At 34.1% G+C, this 20,494-nt stretch carries 18 protein-coding genes; 3 read left to right on the top strand and 15 right to left on the bottom strand.

Annotated features, from left to right (window positions below):
- Nucleotides 1-8 precede the first annotated feature (8 nt).
- The 10 genes from MK119_RS05185 to MK119_RS05140 form a co-directional block, all read right to left on the bottom strand.
- Complete coding sequence (locus MK119_RS05185; RefSeq protein ID WP_290671540.1) at nt 9-467, bottom strand: phage tail protein; 459 nt, start codon at nt 465-467, stop codon at nt 9-11.
- Between the two features lie 8 nt (nt 468-475).
- Entirely contained in the window at nt 476-907 is a 432-nt protein-coding gene (locus tag MK119_RS05180) for a phage tail protein (RefSeq protein ID WP_290671538.1), read from the bottom strand.
- Between the two features lie 51 nt (nt 908-958).
- Nucleotides 959-2,926, bottom strand: coding sequence for a phage tail sheath C-terminal domain-containing protein (locus MK119_RS05175; protein WP_290671536.1), 1,968 nt, complete (start codon nt 2,924-2,926; stop codon nt 959-961).
- Nucleotides 2,927-3,001: 75 nt separating this feature from the next.
- Entirely contained in the window at nt 3,002-3,556 is a 555-nt protein-coding gene (locus MK119_RS05170; RefSeq protein ID WP_290671534.1) for a hypothetical protein, read from the bottom strand.
- Nucleotides 3,549-4,115 (bottom strand): Pvc16 family protein, encoded by a 567-nt coding sequence (locus MK119_RS05165; RefSeq protein ID WP_290671531.1) that lies wholly within the window; start codon nt 4,113-4,115, stop codon nt 3,549-3,551. Before MK119_RS05165 ends, MK119_RS05170 begins: the two co-directional genes overlap by 8 nt.
- 250 nt (nt 4,116-4,365) lie before the next feature.
- Nucleotides 4,366-4,995, bottom strand: coding sequence for a dTMP kinase (gene tmk / locus MK119_RS05160; RefSeq protein WP_290671529.1), 630 nt, complete (start codon nt 4,993-4,995; stop codon nt 4,366-4,368).
- 173 nt (nt 4,996-5,168) lie between these two features.
- Entirely contained in the window at nt 5,169-5,849 is a 681-nt protein-coding gene (locus MK119_RS05155) for a response regulator transcription factor (RefSeq protein WP_290671527.1), read from the bottom strand.
- 11 nt (nt 5,850-5,860) lie between these two features.
- On the bottom strand, nt 5,861-6,655 hold the full coding sequence (locus MK119_RS05150; RefSeq protein ID WP_290671525.1) for a sensor histidine kinase: 795 nt from the start codon (nt 6,653-6,655) through the stop codon (nt 5,861-5,863).
- Between the two features lie 5 nt (nt 6,656-6,660).
- Nucleotides 6,661-7,305: a hypothetical protein gene (locus tag MK119_RS05145; RefSeq protein ID WP_290671523.1), complete on the bottom strand. Its 645-nt coding sequence runs from the start codon at nt 7,303-7,305 to the stop codon at nt 6,661-6,663.
- Nucleotides 7,306-7,308: 3 nt separating this feature from the next.
- Complete coding sequence (locus MK119_RS05140; RefSeq protein WP_290671522.1) at nt 7,309-7,665, bottom strand: hypothetical protein; 357 nt, start codon at nt 7,663-7,665, stop codon at nt 7,309-7,311.
- 232 nt (nt 7,666-7,897) lie between these two features.
- Here MK119_RS05140 and MK119_RS05135 point away from each other — a divergent pair, with 232 nt between their 5' ends.
- The 3 genes from MK119_RS05135 (at nt 7,898) to MK119_RS05125 (ending at nt 10,235) form a co-directional block, all read left to right on the top strand.
- Nucleotides 7,898-8,464, top strand: coding sequence for a tail fiber protein (locus MK119_RS05135; protein WP_290671521.1), 567 nt, complete (start codon nt 7,898-7,900; stop codon nt 8,462-8,464).
- A 46-nt stretch (nt 8,465-8,510) separates the two neighbouring features.
- Nucleotides 8,511-9,077, top strand: coding sequence for a tail fiber protein (locus tag MK119_RS05130; protein WP_290671520.1), 567 nt, complete (start codon nt 8,511-8,513; stop codon nt 9,075-9,077).
- 138 nt (nt 9,078-9,215) lie between these two features.
- Nucleotides 9,216-10,235: a T9SS type A sorting domain-containing protein gene (locus MK119_RS05125; protein ID WP_290671519.1), complete on the top strand. Its 1,020-nt coding sequence runs from the start codon at nt 9,216-9,218 to the stop codon at nt 10,233-10,235.
- A gap of 388 nt (nt 10,236-10,623) precedes the next feature.
- On the opposite strand, the gene MK119_RS05120 is transcribed toward MK119_RS05125, so the two are convergent.
- The 5 genes from MK119_RS05120 to MK119_RS05100 form a co-directional block, all read right to left on the bottom strand.
- Entirely contained in the window at nt 10,624-12,456 is a 1,833-nt protein-coding gene (locus MK119_RS05120) for a DUF885 family protein (protein WP_290671518.1), read from the bottom strand.
- 19 nt (nt 12,457-12,475) lie between these two features.
- A complete protein-coding gene (locus tag MK119_RS05115; protein ID WP_290671517.1) occupies nt 12,476-14,863 on the bottom strand; it encodes a thioredoxin family protein in 2,388 nt (795 codons plus the stop codon).
- The gene (gene tilS / locus MK119_RS05110) at nt 14,860-16,173 is read right to left on the bottom strand and encodes a tRNA lysidine(34) synthetase TilS (RefSeq protein WP_290671516.1); all 1,314 of its coding nucleotides are present in this window, start codon (nt 16,171-16,173) and stop codon (nt 14,860-14,862) included. Before tilS ends, MK119_RS05115 begins: the two co-directional genes overlap by 4 nt.
- Before the next feature lie 180 nt (nt 16,174-16,353).
- Nucleotides 16,354-17,664: an anthranilate synthase component I family protein gene (locus MK119_RS05105; RefSeq protein WP_290671515.1), complete on the bottom strand. Its 1,311-nt coding sequence runs from the start codon at nt 17,662-17,664 to the stop codon at nt 16,354-16,356.
- Nucleotides 17,665-18,205: 541 nt separating this feature from the next.
- The gene (locus MK119_RS05100; protein ID WP_290671513.1) at nt 18,206-20,473 is read right to left on the bottom strand and encodes an aconitate hydratase; all 2,268 of its coding nucleotides are present in this window, start codon (nt 20,471-20,473) and stop codon (nt 18,206-18,208) included.
- Nucleotides 20,474-20,494: the final 21 nt, after the last annotated feature.

Genomic DNA, 20,494 nt, shown 5'->3' with positions numbered 1-20,494 from the left:
TAGTTTTGTTATAGTAAGAGTTTAAAATAGTCATACTTTAACTCTAAGGTTTCTATAAGTATGCTTTGCGTTTCGGCATTAAATTCTCCCAATTCATATTTGATAGGATAAGCTCCGACTACATTCCATGTTTTGATAGGAAGGTGATTTTCGCTGAGCAATACGATGATTAGATTTAAGCGTTTGAATTCGAATTTCTCATACGCATCTTCACACCATTTTGCTACGGATGACGGTACACTTTTGAGACCTCTTTTGAGTATTAGCGTGCTGAATTTTAATCCTTTTGGTATTTCATGAACAAATCTATTTTCTCCACCTTCTGCATAGCTTTCTGTTTCAACCGTTACACTCAATCCTGATACTGACTGAAAACTCATGTCAACAGGATTTGGTAAGAGTCCATTAAAGTAGACTACAAAGTGAAAGCCAGAAACTGGATATTTAAAATTGTCAAAAAGTGCCATAATTTGGATTATCCTTCATTGCTAATTTCTATACGCTCGTGTGCTAAAGTCAATGTTTCAATAGCAACCTCGTTTGATTCTCCTTTTAAGTCTGTAGATTGAATCTTTAATGGCCAAGCGTTTAATACTTTCCAAACTACTACAGGCGCATGTTCTTCATCTAATAGACTGATGGTGATATCACGCCGTTCAACTTTGTTAAGTTTGACCGTTTTCATCCACTCAAAAAATTCATTATCGCCTTTAAACACACCTCTTTTTAATACGATATCTGTAAATTTTACCATTCCTGGCATGCTAATTTTGCTATATTCTGGGCTTGCCCCATCTCTGTACTCTAACTTTTCGACTTCATAATCGAGTCCTGACACTTCTTGAAAACCGATTTTAGTTCCTCCCCATTCTACTTGGAAGTGAAACTTTGGTAATGGATATGACATAGTTTTATGTTTTTAATGATTTATTTCTTCTTTTTAGTTATTACTAATCAATTATGATTCTTGCATTTTATGAGAGAACTTCAATACGATGAATTCTGCGGGACGTACTACTGCCATTCCAATTTCTACATTCATAATTCCATTAAGAATATCATCTGCAGTCATGGTTTGGTTTAATCCAACTTTTACATAAAATGCTTCATCAGCTGTAGCTCCTGCTAATGCTCCTGCTTTCCATTGATTGACTAAGAAGTTTTCAATCATTGATCGGATACGAACCCAAGTGTTGGCATCATTCGCTTCAAATACAAATTGATCACTTGCTTTTTTTACAGACTCTTCTACCATGTTGAAGAAGCGTCTTACTGAAATATATCTCCACTCGTTATCATTTCCTGCTAAAGTTCTTGCTCCCCAAACTAGGATTCCTTTACCTGTGAATGAGCGAATTGCATTGATTGATTTTCCTGTAGTTGTATCTACATTTAATCCATCTTGAATATCGTTAGTAATTCGAACTGTTGGTTTTACCACATAGCTTAATCCTTCATTTGCTGGCGCTTTCCAAACACCTCTTGTACTATCTACTCTAGCATATACTCCAGCAACTGCTGAACTTGGAGGTAATTCCATTGGCAAATTGTTGATAGCTGTTTTGATTTTGTTGTATGTTGAATTATCTAAGGTTTCAACTTCTGCAAGTGTTTTTCCATTTAAGATTCCTGCACTTCCACCTGCTGTTACAATGGTATCAATTGCTGTGATGATTGCCGCAATTCTTGCATCAATTTCTACAGCTATGTCTAGTGCGTCAACATTTCCGTTAGCACTTGTTCCTGCTGTATCTGCTTCTGTTTGATCTGCTGCAGCACTTAAACTATCTTTATCTCCTTCTAAGCTTACAATTCCACTACGTACATGTGATGTAATTACTGTATCCAAAGCATTTACAGCTGCTGTTACTGCTGCAGTATCTGCTGGGACAGACGAGGCATCTGCAGCATCTCTACCTGCATCTACTAATTTTTCAGCTTCAGAGATTACATTTTCTAAATGCGCGATAATCGCATCAACTGCATTGATGACATCTGGCACTAAAGCTAAAGCTCCTGAATCATCTGAAGCTCCTGCTAAAGCTGTGATGGCAGCTTCCATAGTTGTTTCTAAGTCCGCTAAAACTCCATCTGTTGTATATCCTTCTAAAATATCTTTAGCTGCATTCGCTTTTGCTTGTGCTAATGGCGCTGGAGAACTTCCTCCTGTATGTACTACTGAGATTCCAGTTTCACTAATGGTATAATTTAGAATGGTTTCTAAGTGTGGATAATACGCTGCTCCATACTTTACAAAGTCTTTCCCTAAACTAATACCACTGCGCAATGCTGCAACATTTGGATCTGTAGAAGTTGATCCGTCATAACTAAGTGTATCTATTATTGTAAATCTATCTTGTAGTTTATTACATTGCGTCAATGCATCATTGTATAGTCCATAAAATGTACTTGTATCAATACTATCTGCTCTAGTTAAATCAGGAAATAACAGTAGTGTTGGCTCATCTACTTTTGCAACTTCATCTAATCCAGCTTTTAGTGCAACTGTATCTGCTATTCCTGTTACTGCTGTTTCACTATCAGCTAGTACACTTCCATAACGTCCTACAGAAACTATATAAGATGGACCTCCTCCATTAGCAAAGTATAATTGCATTGAATAGTACATTATAAAAGGTTCCTTTGCCGTAGGCTGTGTTACAGCAATAGTTTTATTATTATCTGAGTCCTCAGTTACTGTTACAGTAATTGTCGTTTCAGCTTTGGCGCCTCCAAAGAAACGTTCGTATTCTAATAATGATGTAATTCGTGTGGGAATATTGTTTAGATCTCCTGGAAGCTTATTTGTTGCTTTTTCAGTATACCCAATAAATGCAGGTATAGCCGTTTCAACTTGTGCTACGGAAGGTGGAAATTTCACAATTTCCTCAACGTAAACTCCTGGTGTTTTTAATGTACTAGGCATAATATTTATGATTTAAAAGTTTTGTTAGTATTTAATTAAAATGTAATTCGACATTAACGTTATTGTTATAAGTATCTATGGATTTATATTAACTTCAAACGCCAATGAAACTGGTGTTGAGATGTTTGTATCAGTAATATTGAGTTGCAAAATAGCATCTGGTTGTATTCGTTCGTTTATTGTAGTATTAGTGGTAATGGTTCCATTTAAATCAGTTGCACTGTATACTACAAAGTCGCTCAATGCTAGATTGTCCCAATCGGTATCATTTTTATATTCTTTATCAGCAATTGCGTAGAACTCTAAATTAAAATCGACTACACCAGGTAACCAATTTGAATATGTTGGATCTGGCGTACTAGATACATATTCAGTAATTCGTTGGTCTGTGACTTCTTCTTCGCCAATCATAAAGGTTTCTTCTACCGTTTGCGCCACAAATTCTTCTTGCTTTTTATAAAGAAGCACAAAACCTTTGGGTATCAGTTTTACCACAAGTTTGTATTTTTGGATGAGTGCTTCAGAAGCTTTGCTTGGATAGATTTTTACATAGTTTTGTGCTTCTAACTCGTTTTCATGGTTTAATCTCACCGTGGTTAGCGGTGCGTATATGTAACTAAATCTACTCATAGTGCTTTTGTTCTCCTCCAATCGTTGTGATTACTGATGCTAGTTTTTCAATGTCTCTTTCAAGTGCTGATACTCTTGCTTTGTAGAGTACACTAGGTATTTGTTTTCCACCTAACATTCCCCAAATATTATTGAGTTGCTCAAAACTTGGTGAACATAGTTCCATATTGAGTTCTATATCATCTTCATCTGCTGTGAAAGCAAACTTTTTTAGATGTTGAAAAAATTTAACTGTTTTGTGTATGACTGCTACTGCTTTGTCATATTGTAATGTGCAAGAGAATAATAGGTAATAGTTGAGATGAATTTTTGGAAAACGATTATCTACCTGAAAAGCGCCTCCATTTTCCACGAGTCTTTTATTTGGAAAGTTTTTTAAAGTACTTTCTTCCTCAATACGCACTATCGTTATAAGTAAATTATCTCCATCAATATCGCTTTCGTCAGAATCAACATCGGCAACATTTTGTGCTCCTAACTTTACGGTGATACCTGCCAACGTATTGATATAGGTAACAAGCCCATCAGAGTTTAACTTATCTACGAATTTATTAATCATTTTCCACTTATTGATTACGAAAACAAATCTATATATCCTTATTCCGATTTATTAGAGTCAATTCGCTAATTTGACACAGGAAAAACACGGTTTTTATTTAGGGAGAAAAAACTTTTACTTTTAGGGAAAACACGGTTTTGTTATTCTGAGCCCTTTGAAAGTATGTAGTAAACTCAGTTATATTATTTTATAAAACACAAAATCTCTTCAATTGAAGAGATTTTGTAGTATTTAGTATTTTAAGTCTTTTTTAGAAGTCTTTTATTTCTTTTTGAATGACTTCCCAAAGTGCTTCTGTAACTTTTTCAGGAGTTTTATCACCATTTACAGCTACAATATGTTCTTCTTCTTTGAGTTTATCAAATGCTCTTAGGTATTGTGTTTGCACTGCTTTTAGGTTGTCTAGCGTTTCGTATATTTCAACTGAATCTCTGTTTAAATTAATACGCTCCATAGCAACTTCTGGAGAAACATCTACAAATATATTTACGGTAGGTTTTAAGGTATTTGCTGCCATTTTGTTAGAAGCAATAACCCAATCCATATCGATATGCGCTCCATGATACGCATATGAAGAGAAGTAATAGCGATCAGTAATAACGGTATAACCTTCTTCTATTTTTTTGAGAATTCCTTCAGTTTCATGCAGTAAATGATCCAATCTATCTGCCACAAATAAAGCTGCAATTACTTTTTCGTCTGCTTTTTCTTTTCCGCCCAAAATACTGCGAATCATTTTCCCGATACGCATATCTGTTGGTTCAAATGTAAGATATACTTTGTGTCCATCTCCTTCTAGTTTTTTAGCAATGTTTTTTGCTTGTGTACTTTTCCCACTTCCATCAATACCTTCTATGGCAATGAATATATTTTTCTTCATGTAATGCTGCTTGTAAGCCCCAAAAGTAAAGATAATATTCTGGATAATTAAAAAGCTTAGAATTTAATTTCTAAGCTCTGTTTTTATGATTTGTAATGAGTTATTTTCTGTCAAATTATAAAGTGTAAAATTGATAGTAATGGATACGTCATAAAATTGTCAATTAAGAAAATTTAAAAATCAGGTGATAACTCTATCAGCTTTTTTTGAATTCCATAAATTACCAAACCAGCCACGTTTTTAGATTCTGTTTTGAGCAATAAATTATTTCTATGCCCTTCCACTGTACGTGGACTGATAAAGAGCTTATCTGCAATTTCATTGGTCGTATATTGATTGCAGATAAGTTCTAAAATTTCTTTTTCTCGTTTTGTGAGTAGATTGTTATCTAAATCACTTTTTATGCGTTTGCTTTTAGCAGATAATAGGTTTTTGTGAATAATTTTTAGCACACGCTCATCATAATAAAATCCTTTGTCATACACTTCATTGATGGTATGTACAACTACTTTTGGCGATGTGTTTTTAAGTAGATATGAAGAAGCTCCAACATCAATCATATTTGTAATAAATGATTTACCATCATAGCTCGTTACTGCTATAACTTTTATTTCTGGATATTCTTTTTGTAGAATTTTAGTGCTTTCAACACCATTAAGCAACGGCATTTTTAGGTCCATCAATATGACATCTGGTAATTCTGTAGCAACTTTCAATTTTTCTATCAGGTCTGAACCATTTTCAGCTTCAAAAACAATTTCAAAGTTTTTTACACGTGTAAGTATGAACGACATTCCTGCCCTAAACAGAGCTTCGTCGTCGGCAATGGCTATTTTTATAATTGGTGTATCCATGATGTTGTAATTTATATGGTAATTTCTACTTCTACTCCTTTTTGTTTTTCGCTGTGATAGCTAATTTCGCCCTGTAGTAAAGATACTCTAGTTTCTATATTTCGCAACCCTAATCCTTTTTGAATTCCTATTTTTTTAGTATCAAATCCTAAGCCATCGTCTTTATAATACAAGAATAAATTTTCTTCTTTGGGATTAAAATTTAATTCAATTCCTTTTGCTTTTCCATGGCGCATAGAGTTATTCATGAGTTCTTGAACAATTCTAAAGACATGCAATTCATTATCTTTGGAGAGTCTTCCTGTTGTATACTCTATTTTTGAGGAAACTTGTACTTTTTTACTGTTGTTAAATTCATCACACAATTCTTCTAACGCTGCACCAAGTCCAAATTTTTCTAGAATTGGCGGCAATAAGTTATGTGCAATTTTTCGAGAACTCTCAATCGTTTTATTCGTTACTTTTAACATGTGATTGATGATTTCATATGTTTCTTGTTCAGTAACATTTTCTTCTTCTAACAGAAAATTAGCGCTTAAGGAAACTACATTTAGTTTAGCGCTAATGGCATCGTGTAGATCTTGTGCAATACGATTGCGTTCGGCTTCTTGTGCTACAATTGTAGCTTTTAGCATTTCTTTTTGATGATTGAGTTCTAATGTTTTCTTTTCAAGTTCTTTTTGAATGATTTTTTTTCGTGATAGGTAGAAAAACAGAATTAGTGTCAATCCCATTACCAATAAAAGGACTACCCCAAAAATTACAACTGTAATAACTCCAATATCTTCTATAAAAAGTGAATCCATTACAACTAATTTTTTATATTTTTCTTTCTTTTCCGATCAACAAACCATTGTGTAGTAATAATCACTTGAAATACAAGATAAATAAAAGCATTTAATATCCATAAGGCCACTTCTATATCTCGAGCAATTTTTAAACCAACATTCGCAATAGAAAAGATTAAAATAGTTCCTAAAAGATAAATTAATATTCCACTGTTTACTAAATATAGTTTGAGTTCTTTATCTCCAATATAATAGAAAAAATAAGTAATTGCATATGATATAAGAATGGATGAAGTAGCAATAATTCCTATAGTATTATAATTAAAAAATAAATTAGGAGTCCAAATGTATTGAACTCCTAAGATTATTGATACAATTATTAGTATAATTAATATATATTTTCTTCTATTTTGCATTTCAAAGATTGCATAATAGAATAGACTTAACAAAATAAACTGAGCTATCATGAATGTATTGGCTAGAAATGTATTATCTATCTCTAATTCAAAAAAAATAGTGACAAAACTTTGATTTACTGCCATTAGTATTAAATAAATAGCAAAATATTTATATGTCAAATCTTTTGATAGTATATACTTAGCATAAAGTACAGCATTCAACAATAATAGTATTGTTGAACTATCAGAAAATATATCTAATAACGACATAAATTATTCTCCTCCATTTAATACGTTTCCATCACCACATTGTTGCGGACAAGGTTTGGTATAATCATATACAAATTGACCTTTAGATTCGTCAATCATATCATTTCCTTTGGCATCAACACCCACAAGAAGCAAATGGTGTGTTCCAGTTGAGTCTATTCCCATATAGCCACGCATATTACTCACTCCAAGTTCTGTTTGTGCTTCTACAATGTCTGTCATAGGAATAAAAAAACCATTGATTTCCTCAACTGATGTTCTGTTTCTCCATGCTTTTGTCCATTCAGACGCTGTACTTAAAGGAATTGCATTTGGTGGGTAAATAAATCCCGCTTTTTGTTCTCCTGAATTTGAATCCATAATTATTAAATTTTGTAGTTAGTATGGCTTAAAAATAGTAAAATATATGAATCTACTTTCTACAATTCTTACTTAAAAAATTAATTTACATTAAGAATTACGTAATTCTACCTGTTTTTAATTTTGAGTAATTTGACCATCATATTAATGACGTAATACTCATATTTTTGAAATATAGGCATTTAATAAAAAATGCTATCTTTATTCTTTTAACCTTATAAACTATATTATTATGGATCCATTTATCGGAGAAATTGTTATGTTCGGTGGAAACTTTGCCCCAAGAGGTTGGGGTTTATGTAACGGACAATTATTAGCTATCTCATCAAACACGGCTTTGTTTTCTATTTTAGGAACAACTTATGGAGGTGACGGTAGAACAACATTTGCTTTACCAGATTTACGTGGTAGAAGTGCAATTCACCCAGGAACAGGACCAGGACTTTCTTCTATTAAGTTAGGACAAAGAGGTGGTGTAGAATACCACACTTTAAATGTATTAGAAATGCCAAATCACTCGCATAGTGGAGCTACATTAAATGGTAGTATTATGGTAAATGATGAAGATGCAACTACAGATGATCCTACGAATGCTAATTTTGGTGTAGCACAAGTTAGTACTGGTGATATTAGTTTATATAACGGAATAACTAATTCAACAACTATGGCAGCTAATTCTGTTAGTATTACTGGAAATACATTATCAACTGGAGGAAGTCAATCTTTCTATATTAGAAATCCTTTTGAAGCTGTGAACTTTATCATTGCATTGGTTGGAGTATATCCTTCAAGAAGCTAAAATCAGGCTTTATAAAATCGAATTAATTAACATTAAAAAATATATTATGAATCCATTTTTAGCACAAATCGTAATGTTCGCTGGAAATTTTGCTCCAAGAGGTTGGGCGTTATGCGACGGACAATTACTTGCTATCTCTCAAAATCAAGCGCTTTTTTCTCTTTTAGGGACAACGTACGGAGGAGATGGAAGGACATCTTTTGCTTTACCTGATTTAAGAAGTAGAAGTCCAATTCATGCTGGTCGTGGACCAGGACTTTCTGATATTAAGTTAGGACAAAGAGGTGGAATTGAAACAAAAACACTGACATTGTTAGAATTACCGAATCACTTTCACTATGCTGGAACGATGAAAGGTAGCATTGCTGTAAATGATGAAGATGCAACATCTGATGATCCTTCTGCTGGTAATTTAGGTGTGGCTCAGGTATCTAGTGGAGACATTAGTGTCTACAATACAGTAGATAATACTAGAACTATGGCTCCAAACTCAGTTGGAATTACTGGAAATACTAGTACAACTGGAGGTGGACAAGCTTTTAACATAAGAAACCCTTTCTTGGGTATTAATTATATCATTGCTTTACAAGGAACATTCCCTTCTAGAAGCTAAATCAAAATAACAATAATTAGACTTCCTTTCTTATGATAAACTAAGAAAGGGAGTTTAACTAAATATTAATTATTCCCAAGCAGTTTGTAGGTATCTTTTTAAATTTAGTATCTTTACTGCCAATAAATCTTGAACAATATGAAAAAAACTTTACTTTACTTTTTGGCTGCCTTGCCAATGTTTTTATTAACGAACAGTGTATTTGCACAAACAGTCCTTGCTCCTGGAGATATTGTTGTAATACAATTGCAAGGAGATGATCCTGACACTTTTGCATTTGTCACATTTGTTGACATCTCAGCTGGAACAGGTATTTACTTTACTGATTGCGGAGTAGACGGGACTACAAGTCAATTTAGATCTCCTAATTGTACCGAAGGAGCAAGAAAATATACTGCTCCTGCTGGTGGCTTAGATGCTGGAGATATCATAAGATATGAAGGTGGTGGCACTGATTTTACAACGTATTCAGATACTAGAATTACAGGAAACTTTTTGCTTTCGACTGGAGGGGATCAAGTAGTTGTTTTTCAAGATGCTACAAGTGCATCTGGAGGTGGAAATGCAGCAGATAATCCATCTTTCTTATATATTTTACATTCAGCTTCTACACTTTTTGTTGGAGATCCTGCTGACAGCAATCAAACTACATTGCCTTCTTCATTGACTAGTCCTCAACACGCACTAGCACTAGGAAATGGTCCAGGTGCTGATGATGAGTTTGATAATGTTATTTATAACGGTACTTATGATTTTTCTGGTTTTGCAACAACAGCAGAAGCTGTAGCTGCGGCAAAAGCCGCTTTTCAAAATCCTTCTAATTACTACTCAGTAAATACTTTAGATGCAGTACATAATGTAGCTGAAACAAATATGCCAACTGAACTTAATTTAACGACTTTATCAAATGATGAGTTTTTAAGTAATTCTTTTGCTGTGTATCCAAATCCATCTAATGGAAATATTACAATTCGTAATTCTGGAATTGCATTACAAAATATAACGATTACTGATCTTAGTGGACGTACAATTTCTTCTAAAGACATGAATGGAGTTACTAGTAATGTTGATTTAAGTTTAAAATTAACTACAGGAATCTATTTAATGAAGTTATCATCTAACGATGCTTCTACAACTAAGAAATTAATTATCAAGTAAATATTCTTGATTTTATTATAAAACTAAAAAGTGGATACGATTGTATCCACTTTTTTTATGTCTTAACCTTATTTCAGGAAGATTTTTTCTTGATTTCCATAAGCTAGTACTTGAAACAACAAATATTGATTCCTAAAATATATTCTGGAAGTATTGACGGTTTTTATATAGAACTCACACATTGCTACAAAATTTCCAGTAAGTATACTATTATTACTGAGAAGTTTCAAACCGCACGGAAACAAAGAGCATTTTTGTTGTTTTTAATAGTTGTCTACCTTGAATGACTAGCTTTATATTGAAATGCGTACCATCTCACGAAAGTGTAAAAAACAAAAAAACGAGTACTTATACAGCACTCGTTTTTTCTATATTTTATTTGACTGAATTACTTTTTACTAGCAATCCAATTGTCTACTAAATCGCTTAGTACGTTTAACGGTACTGCTCCATTGCTAAGCACCACTTCGTGGAATTCGCGAATGTCAAACTTCGGTCCTAGCTTTTCTTTTGCATTTTTACGAAGTTCAATAATTTTGTTCATTCCAACTTTGTATGCCGTTGCCTGACTTGGCATTACAATGTGTCTTTCTACCATTTTTATAGCATCTGACTCTGCATTTGGTGTATGAGAAGTATAATAGTTGATTCCTTCCTGACGTGTCCATTTACGGGCATGAATTCCTGTATCAACAACCAATCTACAAGCTCTCCATAATTCCATTGCCAAACGTCCAAAGTCAGAATAGGGATCGCTATAGAAGCCCATTTCCTTCGGAATAAACTCGGAGTATAATCCCCAACCTTCTACATACGCAGTATAACGACCAAATTTTCGAAACATTGGTACATTTTCCAATTCTTGTGCAATAGCAATTTGCATGTGATGTCCTGGAATTCCTTCATGATACGCCAATGCTTCCATTTGGTAACTTGGCATTGCTTCCATAGCATACATATTTGCATAGTATGTTCCTGGACGCGAACCATCTAATGCTGGTTGTTGATAGAACGCCTTTCCAGCAGATTTTTCGCGGAATGCTTCTACAGCTTTCACCTGAATATCTGCTTTTGGCTTTGTAATGAACAATTCATTTAAGCGTGATTTCATGGTATTAATCATTGCGGTAGCCTTGTCCATGTAGGCTTTTCTACCTTCATCTGTAGCTGGGTAATAGAATTGTTTGTCATTTTTCATGAAGACAAAAAACTCACTTAAGTTTCCTTTGAAACCAACTTGATGCATAATTTTTTTCATTTCGCTATGGATACGATCTACTTCTTGCAATCCAAGTTCGTGAATTTCATCAGCGGTCATATTTGTTGTTGTGGTACGCTGTAGTGCTGTGTTGTAAAATTCCATTCCATTAGGAAATTTCCAAGTACCATCTTCATCTGTAGCACGCTTTCTTTGTTCTTCAAGTAATAGTATTAATGAACCATACGCAGGTTTGACTGAGTTCAAAAGCGCATCCTTTGCCAACATTTCTAGCTTTTTACGATCTTCATCTTCCAAAGCTAAATCTGCAATTTTAGATGTGAAATCATTCCAAAGTGTGCTGTTTTTATTGCTATTGTCAAACGGTTTTCCCTTAATGATATTTTCACAATCACTGATAACATGATCAAACACAAATTTTGGCGGCATGATTCCTGCTTTTTCACGATCTTTTAGATTTCCTTCCAATTGTGTAAACAAATGATTCATTTCTACCAAACGTGAAATATACGCCTTAGCATCTGCTTTGTCTTTGATTTGATGCATGTTGATCAAAAATGCAGGGATTTCAGCTTGCATTCCATGCATTTGATTCAATGGATAGTTATACAATCTGTATTTATAATCATTGATTTGATTTTCAATTTGTTGTTTGTACAACTTATAACTCAACGCTGCGGATTCATCTAAAGCAGCTACATCGATCTTTTTATTCAACCATTTTAAGCGATCTTTTGCTACTTGCAATCGTTTTTTTTCAGCTTTAGGTGAAATGTCATCCCATTTCCCATAATCAGTTTTATCTCCAATACGCGTTTGCATTTCTGGAGAATCTTTTAAGTCTTGCTTAAATTGTTCTTGAAACCAATTATTTAAACGGTTTGAATTTTCAGTAACTTCTGCCTCTGTATAGTTTTTTACAACTTCTTTTTTTTCGCTTTCACAAGCGATAAAAACTGTACAAACTAGCAAAAACACTAAGCTTTTCGAAATCTTTTTCATATGATTATTCGGGTTGGTTTTATTTCTTTTTATTGAACTTATCAATACCGTCTTTTAACCATTTTTCGTATTCTTCAGGATCTGGTGTATATGCAACAGCTTCCGTTAAATCGTTTCCGTTGACATCTTGAATTACATATAGTGGTTGTGCATTGGTATTGTAATGTACTTGCTGAAATTCTTTCCATTTATCTCCTATAGTACGAATATTATTTCCTGTCAACTTAGATTCATATTGCTCTGATTCTGGAAGTTTGGTTCTATTATCTGCATACAGTGAAATCAGTACAACATCATTTTTGATCATGTTCAAAATATTTCCTTCTGTCCATACTTGCTCTTCCATTTTACGGCAATTTACACAAGTAACTCCTGTAAAATCAATCATTACTGGTTTATTCACTTTTTTAGCGTATTCCAATCCTTTTTCATAATCTAAGAAAGCTATGATTCCATGTGGACCTTCATGAGAAACTTCTTCTTCTAGTTTTGGAGCATCTTTGTGTTTTGCTTCAGAATAATTGACACTAGCCTGTTGTACTCGCTTTTTATATCCAACTCCATACGGCGATTCGCTAAATCCATTCATTGGCGGTGGAAAACCACTAATCATTTTTAAGGGTGCTCCCCATAACCCTGGCACCATGTATAAAGTAAATGCTAATACCAACATTCCTAACGAAGCTCTTCCTACAGATAAATTTTTTATAGGACTATCGTGCGGCAATTGGATTTTTCCAAAAAGATATAGCGCTAATGTTCCAAATATAGCAATCCAGATGGCTAAGAATATTTCTCTATCTAAGAAATGTGTTTCTAGAACAATATCTACCATTGATAAGAATTTGAATGCAAATGCCAATTCTAAGAAACCTAAAAATACTTTAACTGTATTTAGCCAACCTCCAGATTTCGGTAAAGAGTTCATCCATGCAGGGAAAATAGCAAATAATGCAAACGGAATTGCAATAGCACAAGAGAACCCTAACATACTAATAATTGGTGTGATTCCTCCTACTGTAGCTGCTTCCAATAATGCTGTTCCTGCAATTGGGAATGTACATGAAAACGATACAATTGCCAATGCCAATGCCATAAAGAAAATTCCTATGATTCCTCCACGATTCGACTGCTGGTCTACTTTGTTCATCCAAGAATTCGGTAACATAATCTCAAATGCTCCCATAAACGAGAATGCAAATATCATCAAGACAACAAACATGATTAGGTTAAACGTAACTCCTGTAGAAATATCATACATAACATTAGATCCAAATAATGCTGAAATAGCAGTTCCTAGACCTGTATAGATTACAATAATGAATAATCCGTATAGTATTGCATTTCTAATTCCAGTAGATCGGTTTTTACTTTGTTTTGTAAAGAAACTTACTGTCATAGGAATCATTGGAAATACACAAGGTGTTAAGAGTACTCCAAATCCTAGTCCGAAAGCAATGAAAAATGTTGCCCATAAACTTCTTGATGAACCCTTTTTTTCTGACTGCTTTGCAGTTGTTGCTTTTGTTAAGTCAAACTTAATTTCTTTTGCTGTTGGAGGTAAGCATTTTTCATCATCACATACCATAAACACTACTTCTGCAGTGATTTCCTTAGCATTTTTATCTGTTACTTTTATTTTTTGTGTAAAAGTTCCTTTTCCTTCATAGAATGAGATTTTCTTATTGAAAACCTTATCAAATACTTCTGTAGTCTCAGATTCTTGTACTTTTCCAATAGTTTCATAACCTTTACCTGCATCTATAAATGAGAATTCTGTTGGAAATGGTCCATCATCACCATAACTTTTTTGTGAGTATAAATGCCACTTCTCTTCTACTGTAGCATCCATTACTAGCTCATATTCATCATCAGAAAGCTTGTTTACTGAACCTGACCATGAAACTGGATCAAATATTTTGGATTGTTGAAGACTGTTTTTTGTTTCACGTCCAGGAATGGCAAAGGTGAATGTTTCATCTCCTAAAACACATTTTTCATCATCACAGCTTTGGTAAATTACTTCAGAAGTAATAGAAGTCATATTCGGGTCAGTAACTTCTACTTTTTGTGTGAATGTCGCAGTTCCTGTAAAATACGTTAGTTCTGCTTGAAAAACTTTGTCAAACTTGGTAATTCCTTTACTTTCTTGGTTCTTTCCTACGAGTTTTAAACCATTCGCTTTTTGAATAGAATCATACATAAATTCTGTTGGAAAACCACTTCCTTCGCCTAAATATTGAGAATACAAACGCCATTTTGTTTGAATTTCTGCTTTGTAAATTAGGTTGAACTCTGTATCAGAAATTTGTTCTATTTCGGAAGTCCATTGTACAGGATCGTTCATTTGTGCGTGTACCGCAAAAGTGGATACACAAACAAGTAAGAGCGTAATTAATTTTTTCATTGCAATGTTAGCTTAATAATTGTGTTAGTTGGTTTGGTTAATTTGTACCTATTATCAGAGCGTTTTCCAATAATCCATACAATATCGTCTCTACTACAAAGCAACCATTGATTTTCCTTATCAATCAACGAATACTTTTCATCTTTGAAGTATTTGCTTAACTTTTTCTTACCTTTCATACCGAATGGATAAAAATAGTCTCCTTTTTGCCATTTTCTTAGGATTAAAGGAAACTTTAACATCTCTCTTTCAATATATAAGACGTTTTTTCCAGTATTTGTTATGCACGTTACTTCTTCGATTTGTAGTCGAATAGGTGTTTTTATTATTGATTCCGAATCGTTTATTAAAATCGTTTCGGAAGCGATTTCTTTTTTTGAGCGTTTTTGTAGTAACAAATATGCTCTATCTTTTATTAATCGATAGTCCCTTGAAAACAATTGTTTTCCACTTTGTCCTGTCAACAAATCTGATACATCTTTCCATGTATTAAATCCATATTCTTTAAGCAATTCATACGTGTATGCTTTCGGATTTGGCAGTTTTTGCAAGGCAGCAATTTCAATTCTACATTGATCATCCGTAAGTTTTTCTACTAATTGATTACGAAGATTTTTAATACTTTCATGAAGAATATCTTTACTTTCGCGTAAATGCACTTGTGTTCTTTCAAAATTGTCCATAAACGCTGGATTCAATTCTTTTAACAACGGTACTATGTCGTGCCTTATTCTATTGCGAATATATTTTGTGGAAGCATTGCTACTATCTTCTCTCCATTGCAAGTCATTTTCTTCTGCAAAGTTTTTTATCTCACTTCTTGTGAATGATAATAGCGGGCGTACAACAATTCCATTTTGTTCAGGAATTCCTGTTAAACCTTCAATTCCTGTTCCTCGTGACAGATTGATTAAGAACGTTTCCAACGCATCGTCTTTGTGATGTGCTGTTAAGATATAATCGTATGCATACGTATTGGCAATTTCTTGAAACCACTCATAACGCAATGCACGTGCTGCCATTTGAATGGAAAGTTTTTCATTTGTAGCAAAACTTTCCGTCTTAAATTTCTTTGTAAAGACTTTTATATTCCAATCAGCCGCTAATTGTTTTACAAATGTTTCATCTGAATCACTTTCTTCTCCTCTCAATTGAAAATTACAATGTGCAAAAGCAATCGAAAATTGTAAGTCGTAACACAGTTTTGCCAACACAACACTGTCCAATCCTCCACTGATAGCGATCAGTAATTTTGAATCTTTCAAAAATGATAAATGCTCAGCAATATGTTTCTCTATATTTCCTAGCAAACGAATAGATTAAACAGAGTAAAACCCTTATTATACTTAGTGTTCCCAAAGATAATTAAATAGACGAATTAACCATGAAAACGACCTAGAAATGTTATTAAAGTATTATGTTTCTCACAAGAAATTAAGAAAAAAAGAAGAATTAAATTTTGATCTAAGGCTTTTTAGATGGTGTTGTATTTAAGACTCCAACGCTTCACGCATGGCTTTTGCCTTAATCAAGCATTCTTCATATTCTTTTTCAGGAACCGATTTAGCTGTAATTGCACCTCCGACAGAATAAGAAACGTATTTTTCTGTGCTGTTATAAAGAATTGAGCGAATTACGACGTTAAAATCGAAATCGTTGTTTGGCGTAAAATACCCAATGGCTCCAGAGTAAATTCCGCGTTTGGTTTCTTCTAGATTTTCTGTGATGTTCATAGCAGAAATTTTAGGCGCTCCAGTCATGCTTCCCATTGGGAAAGTTGTTTTTAGAATTTCTATAGGATTTTGAGTCTCTGCAACTTCCGACATGATTGTGGAAATCATTTGATGGACTTGATCAAACGTGTAGATTTTACATAATTCCGTTACTTTTACACTTCCTTTGATGGCGGTTTTGGATAGATCGTTTCGTACCAAATCAACAATCATAATGTTTTCTGCACGTTCTTTTTCATCTTTTCGAAGATTTTCTGCCATTTCTTGATCTTTTACAGAATCATCAACTCGTTTTGCAGTTCCTTTTATTGGCTGTGAAATGATTGTAGTACCTTCTTTCTTAATGTAACGCTCTGGTGATGCCGAGAGAATATATTTGTCTGCCAATCGCATATAAGTCGCAAAAGGTGGCTTTGAGATTGCATTCAAATGTGTATACGTCGAAAACGGATCAATTTCTGCGTTTTCAGCGTAGAATTCTTGGCAAAAATTAGCTTCATAAATATCTCCTCGATGAATATGTCCTAGTAATTTGTTTACTTTTTCATGATATTCATCTTTGTGAATTCGCAGTTTTATTTTTGGACGATGTTCTTTATTGGAATCTTCATGCTGAAATACTTGTTGATCAATTTCAGTATTTGTGATGGTTTGAATGTCTTGTTGCAATTCGTCACTAACCATTTGTAAATAATGTACTTCTAATATATTTCCTTTAAGGATAAATATTTTTTTAGGTTGAAAAAAGTACAGTTCAGGAAAATGTAAACCATCAAAGTTTTGAGACACTAAATGTTCCACATCGTTTTTTAAATCATACGACAAGTAGCCAAAAATCCAATCGTTCGTTGTTTTTTGGTATTCTTCTAATTTTTGAAATGCGTTTATATAATCGGTTTGTAGTAATGTGAGCGCATCAACGGCTAAAATTGCATCAATATCGCCGTAATTTGTTTTGTAATCATTTGAATCAAGCCATACAACTTCATAAAATTGTTGACTCCATAGTAACAATTGCTGCTTTAGGATAGAAGGGTTTTCTGGGGAAAATTTTAACGTGACTCTCAAGAATTCAAGTTTAGGCTGTAAATTTCTTAATTAATGTCCGTTTTGCCAAATGTTTATCATGCGTTTATGCGAAGACTTTTTTTGTAGGTAAATCATGCCTGGTATTTATTAGCTTTTTATGATTGCCTTTCATTTTGTTTCAAATAAAAAGCCTTGAACATATACAACTCAAGGCTTCTTCTAATGAAATAGTAGCAATACTATGATAGCATAACGTCAATTGTAAGTTATTTAGTATATAGACTTTGTATTTTTCTTAAAAATAATTAAATAAACTTCGCTTTTAAAGCTTTCTGACTAGCTATTACAGACACTTTTTAATAAAAACTGTTTATGAATCTGGTGAAAATTCTAGAAATAAGCATCCTTTCACAAGCAGCGGTGCAAAAATTATTGCGCACAAGAGCACAGTAGGAGAGCAAGTGTAATCCGCAAATTGTAGAGCAGTGCAGAGAATTTAAGCAAAGGTGTAAAAAGGGCAAAAAAAAGCTCCGAACTTTCGTTCAGAGCTTATTGTATGATTGAAATGTTGCTTTCTTTGTTAAGCGTTGTTTTCTTTTTTGATTAAGTTTAGAGCAGAACCTTCATTATACCAGTCAATTTGACTTTGATTGTAGGTATGGTTTGCTAAGACTATGTCTTTGCTTCCATCTGGGTGAACTACTTCAATAGTTAATGGTTTTCCTGGTGCAAATTCGTTTAGATCTAAGAAGTTGAATGTATCGTCTTCTTGAATTAAATCGTAATCGTTTTCATTTGCAAATGTCAATCCTAACATTCCTTGTTTTTTCAAGTTTGTTTCGTGGATACGTGCAAAAGATTTTACTAATACAGCCGCAACTCCTAAGTGCCTTGGTTGCATGGCAGCATGCTCACGAGAAGAACCTTCTCCATAGTTGTGATCTCCTACTACAATTGTTTTGATTCCTGCAGCTTTGTATGCTCTCTGTGTCTTTGGAACCGCATCATATTCTCCATCTAACTGACTTTTTACAAAGTTCGTTTTCATGTTGAATGCATTGACAGCGCCAATTAAGGTATTGTTTGCAATATTATCTAAGTGTCCGCGGTAACGTAACCATGGTCCAGCCATAGAAATATGGTCCGTGGTACATTTACCATGTGCTTTGATCAATAGTTTTGCTCCTGTAATTTCATCTCCGATAGGTACAAAAGGCATTAATAATTGTAATCTTTCAGAATCATCTGCAACACTTACCACTACATCACTTCCATCTTCTACAGGTTCTAAGTATCCATTGTCTTCTACCTCAAAACCTTTTGGTGGCAATTCCCATCCTGTTGGCTCATCTAACATTACTTCTTCTCCATTTTCGTTGATCAGCTTGTCAGTAATTGGATTGAAGTCTAAACGACCTGCAATAGCAATTGCTGCTGTAATTTCTGGAGAAGCTACAAATGCGTGAGTATTCGGATTTCCATCTGCACGCTTTGCAAAGTTTCTATTGAACGAGTGAACAATACTGTTTTTTGGAGCATTTTTAGGATCACTGTAACGCGCCCATTGTCCAATACATGGCCCACATGCGTTTGTGAATATCGTAGCATCTAATTTTTCAAATACATTTAAGATACCATCACGTTCTGCTGTATAACGTACTTGTTCTGATCCTGGGTTGATTCCGAATTCCGCTTTTGTTTTCAATCCTTTATCTAAGGCTTGTTGCGCAATTGAAGCTGCTCTTGATAAATCTTCATAAGAAGAGTTTGTACAAGAACCTATTAATCCCCATTCTACCTGTAATGGCCAGTCGTTTTCAATCGCTTTGTCAGTCATTGTTCCAACTGGTGTGGCTAAGTCTGGTGTAAATGGACCATTTAAATGCGGCAATAATTCTGATAAATTGATTTCAATAACTTGATCAAAGTATTGCTCAGGATTTGCGTATACTTCTGTATCTCCAGTTAAATAGTCTTTTACTTCATTGGCTGCATCTGCTACATCTGCTCTATCTGTAGCACGTAGGTAACGTTCCATAGATTCATCGTATCCAAAGGTTGAGGTGGTTGCTCCAATTTCGGCTCCCATGTTACAGATTGTTCCTTTTCCAGTACAAGACATTGCTACAGCTCCGGGTCCAAAATATTCGACAATAGCACCCGTTCCTCCTTTTGCAGAAACGATTCCAGCTACTTTTAAGATCACATCTTTTGGAGCTGTCCAACCAGAAAGTTTTCCTGTTAGTTTTACTCCAATCAATTTTGGAAATTTCAATTCCCAAGGCATTCCAGCCATGACATCTACTGCATCAGCTCCTCCAACTCCAACAGCAACCATTCCTAATCCACCAGCATTTACAGTGTGTGAATCGGTTCCGATCATCATTCCTCCTGGAAATGCGTAATTTTCTAATACTACTTGGTGAATGATTCCTGCTCCTGGTTTCCAGAATCCGATTCCATATTTGTTTGATACTGACTCTAAGAAATTGAATACTTCACTACTGTTATTCATTGCGGATTGTAAATCTGCACTCGCACCAACTTTTGCTTGAATTAAGTGATCACAGTGAACCGTTGTAGGAACTGCTACTTTGCTTTTTCCTGCTTGCATGAATTGCAATAACGCCATCTGTGCAGTTGCATCTTGACAAGCAATCCTATCAGGTGCAAAGTCTACATAATCTTTTCCTCTTACAAACGCTTTGCTTGCAGTTCCATCCCATAAATGAGCATACAATATTTTTTCTGAAAGTGTTAATGGTTTACCAGTAACTTCACGGGCTTTGTCCACACGTTCCACTATTGTTTCGTAAACCTTTTTTATCATTTCAATATCAAAAGCCATATTTTATTCTTGTTTTAATTT

The sequence above is a fragment of the Kordia sp. genome (assembly GCF_022447245.1).
Taxonomy (GTDB): domain Bacteria; phylum Bacteroidota; class Bacteroidia; order Flavobacteriales; family Flavobacteriaceae; genus Kordia.
This window is presented reverse-complemented; position numbering and strand designations above follow the sequence as displayed.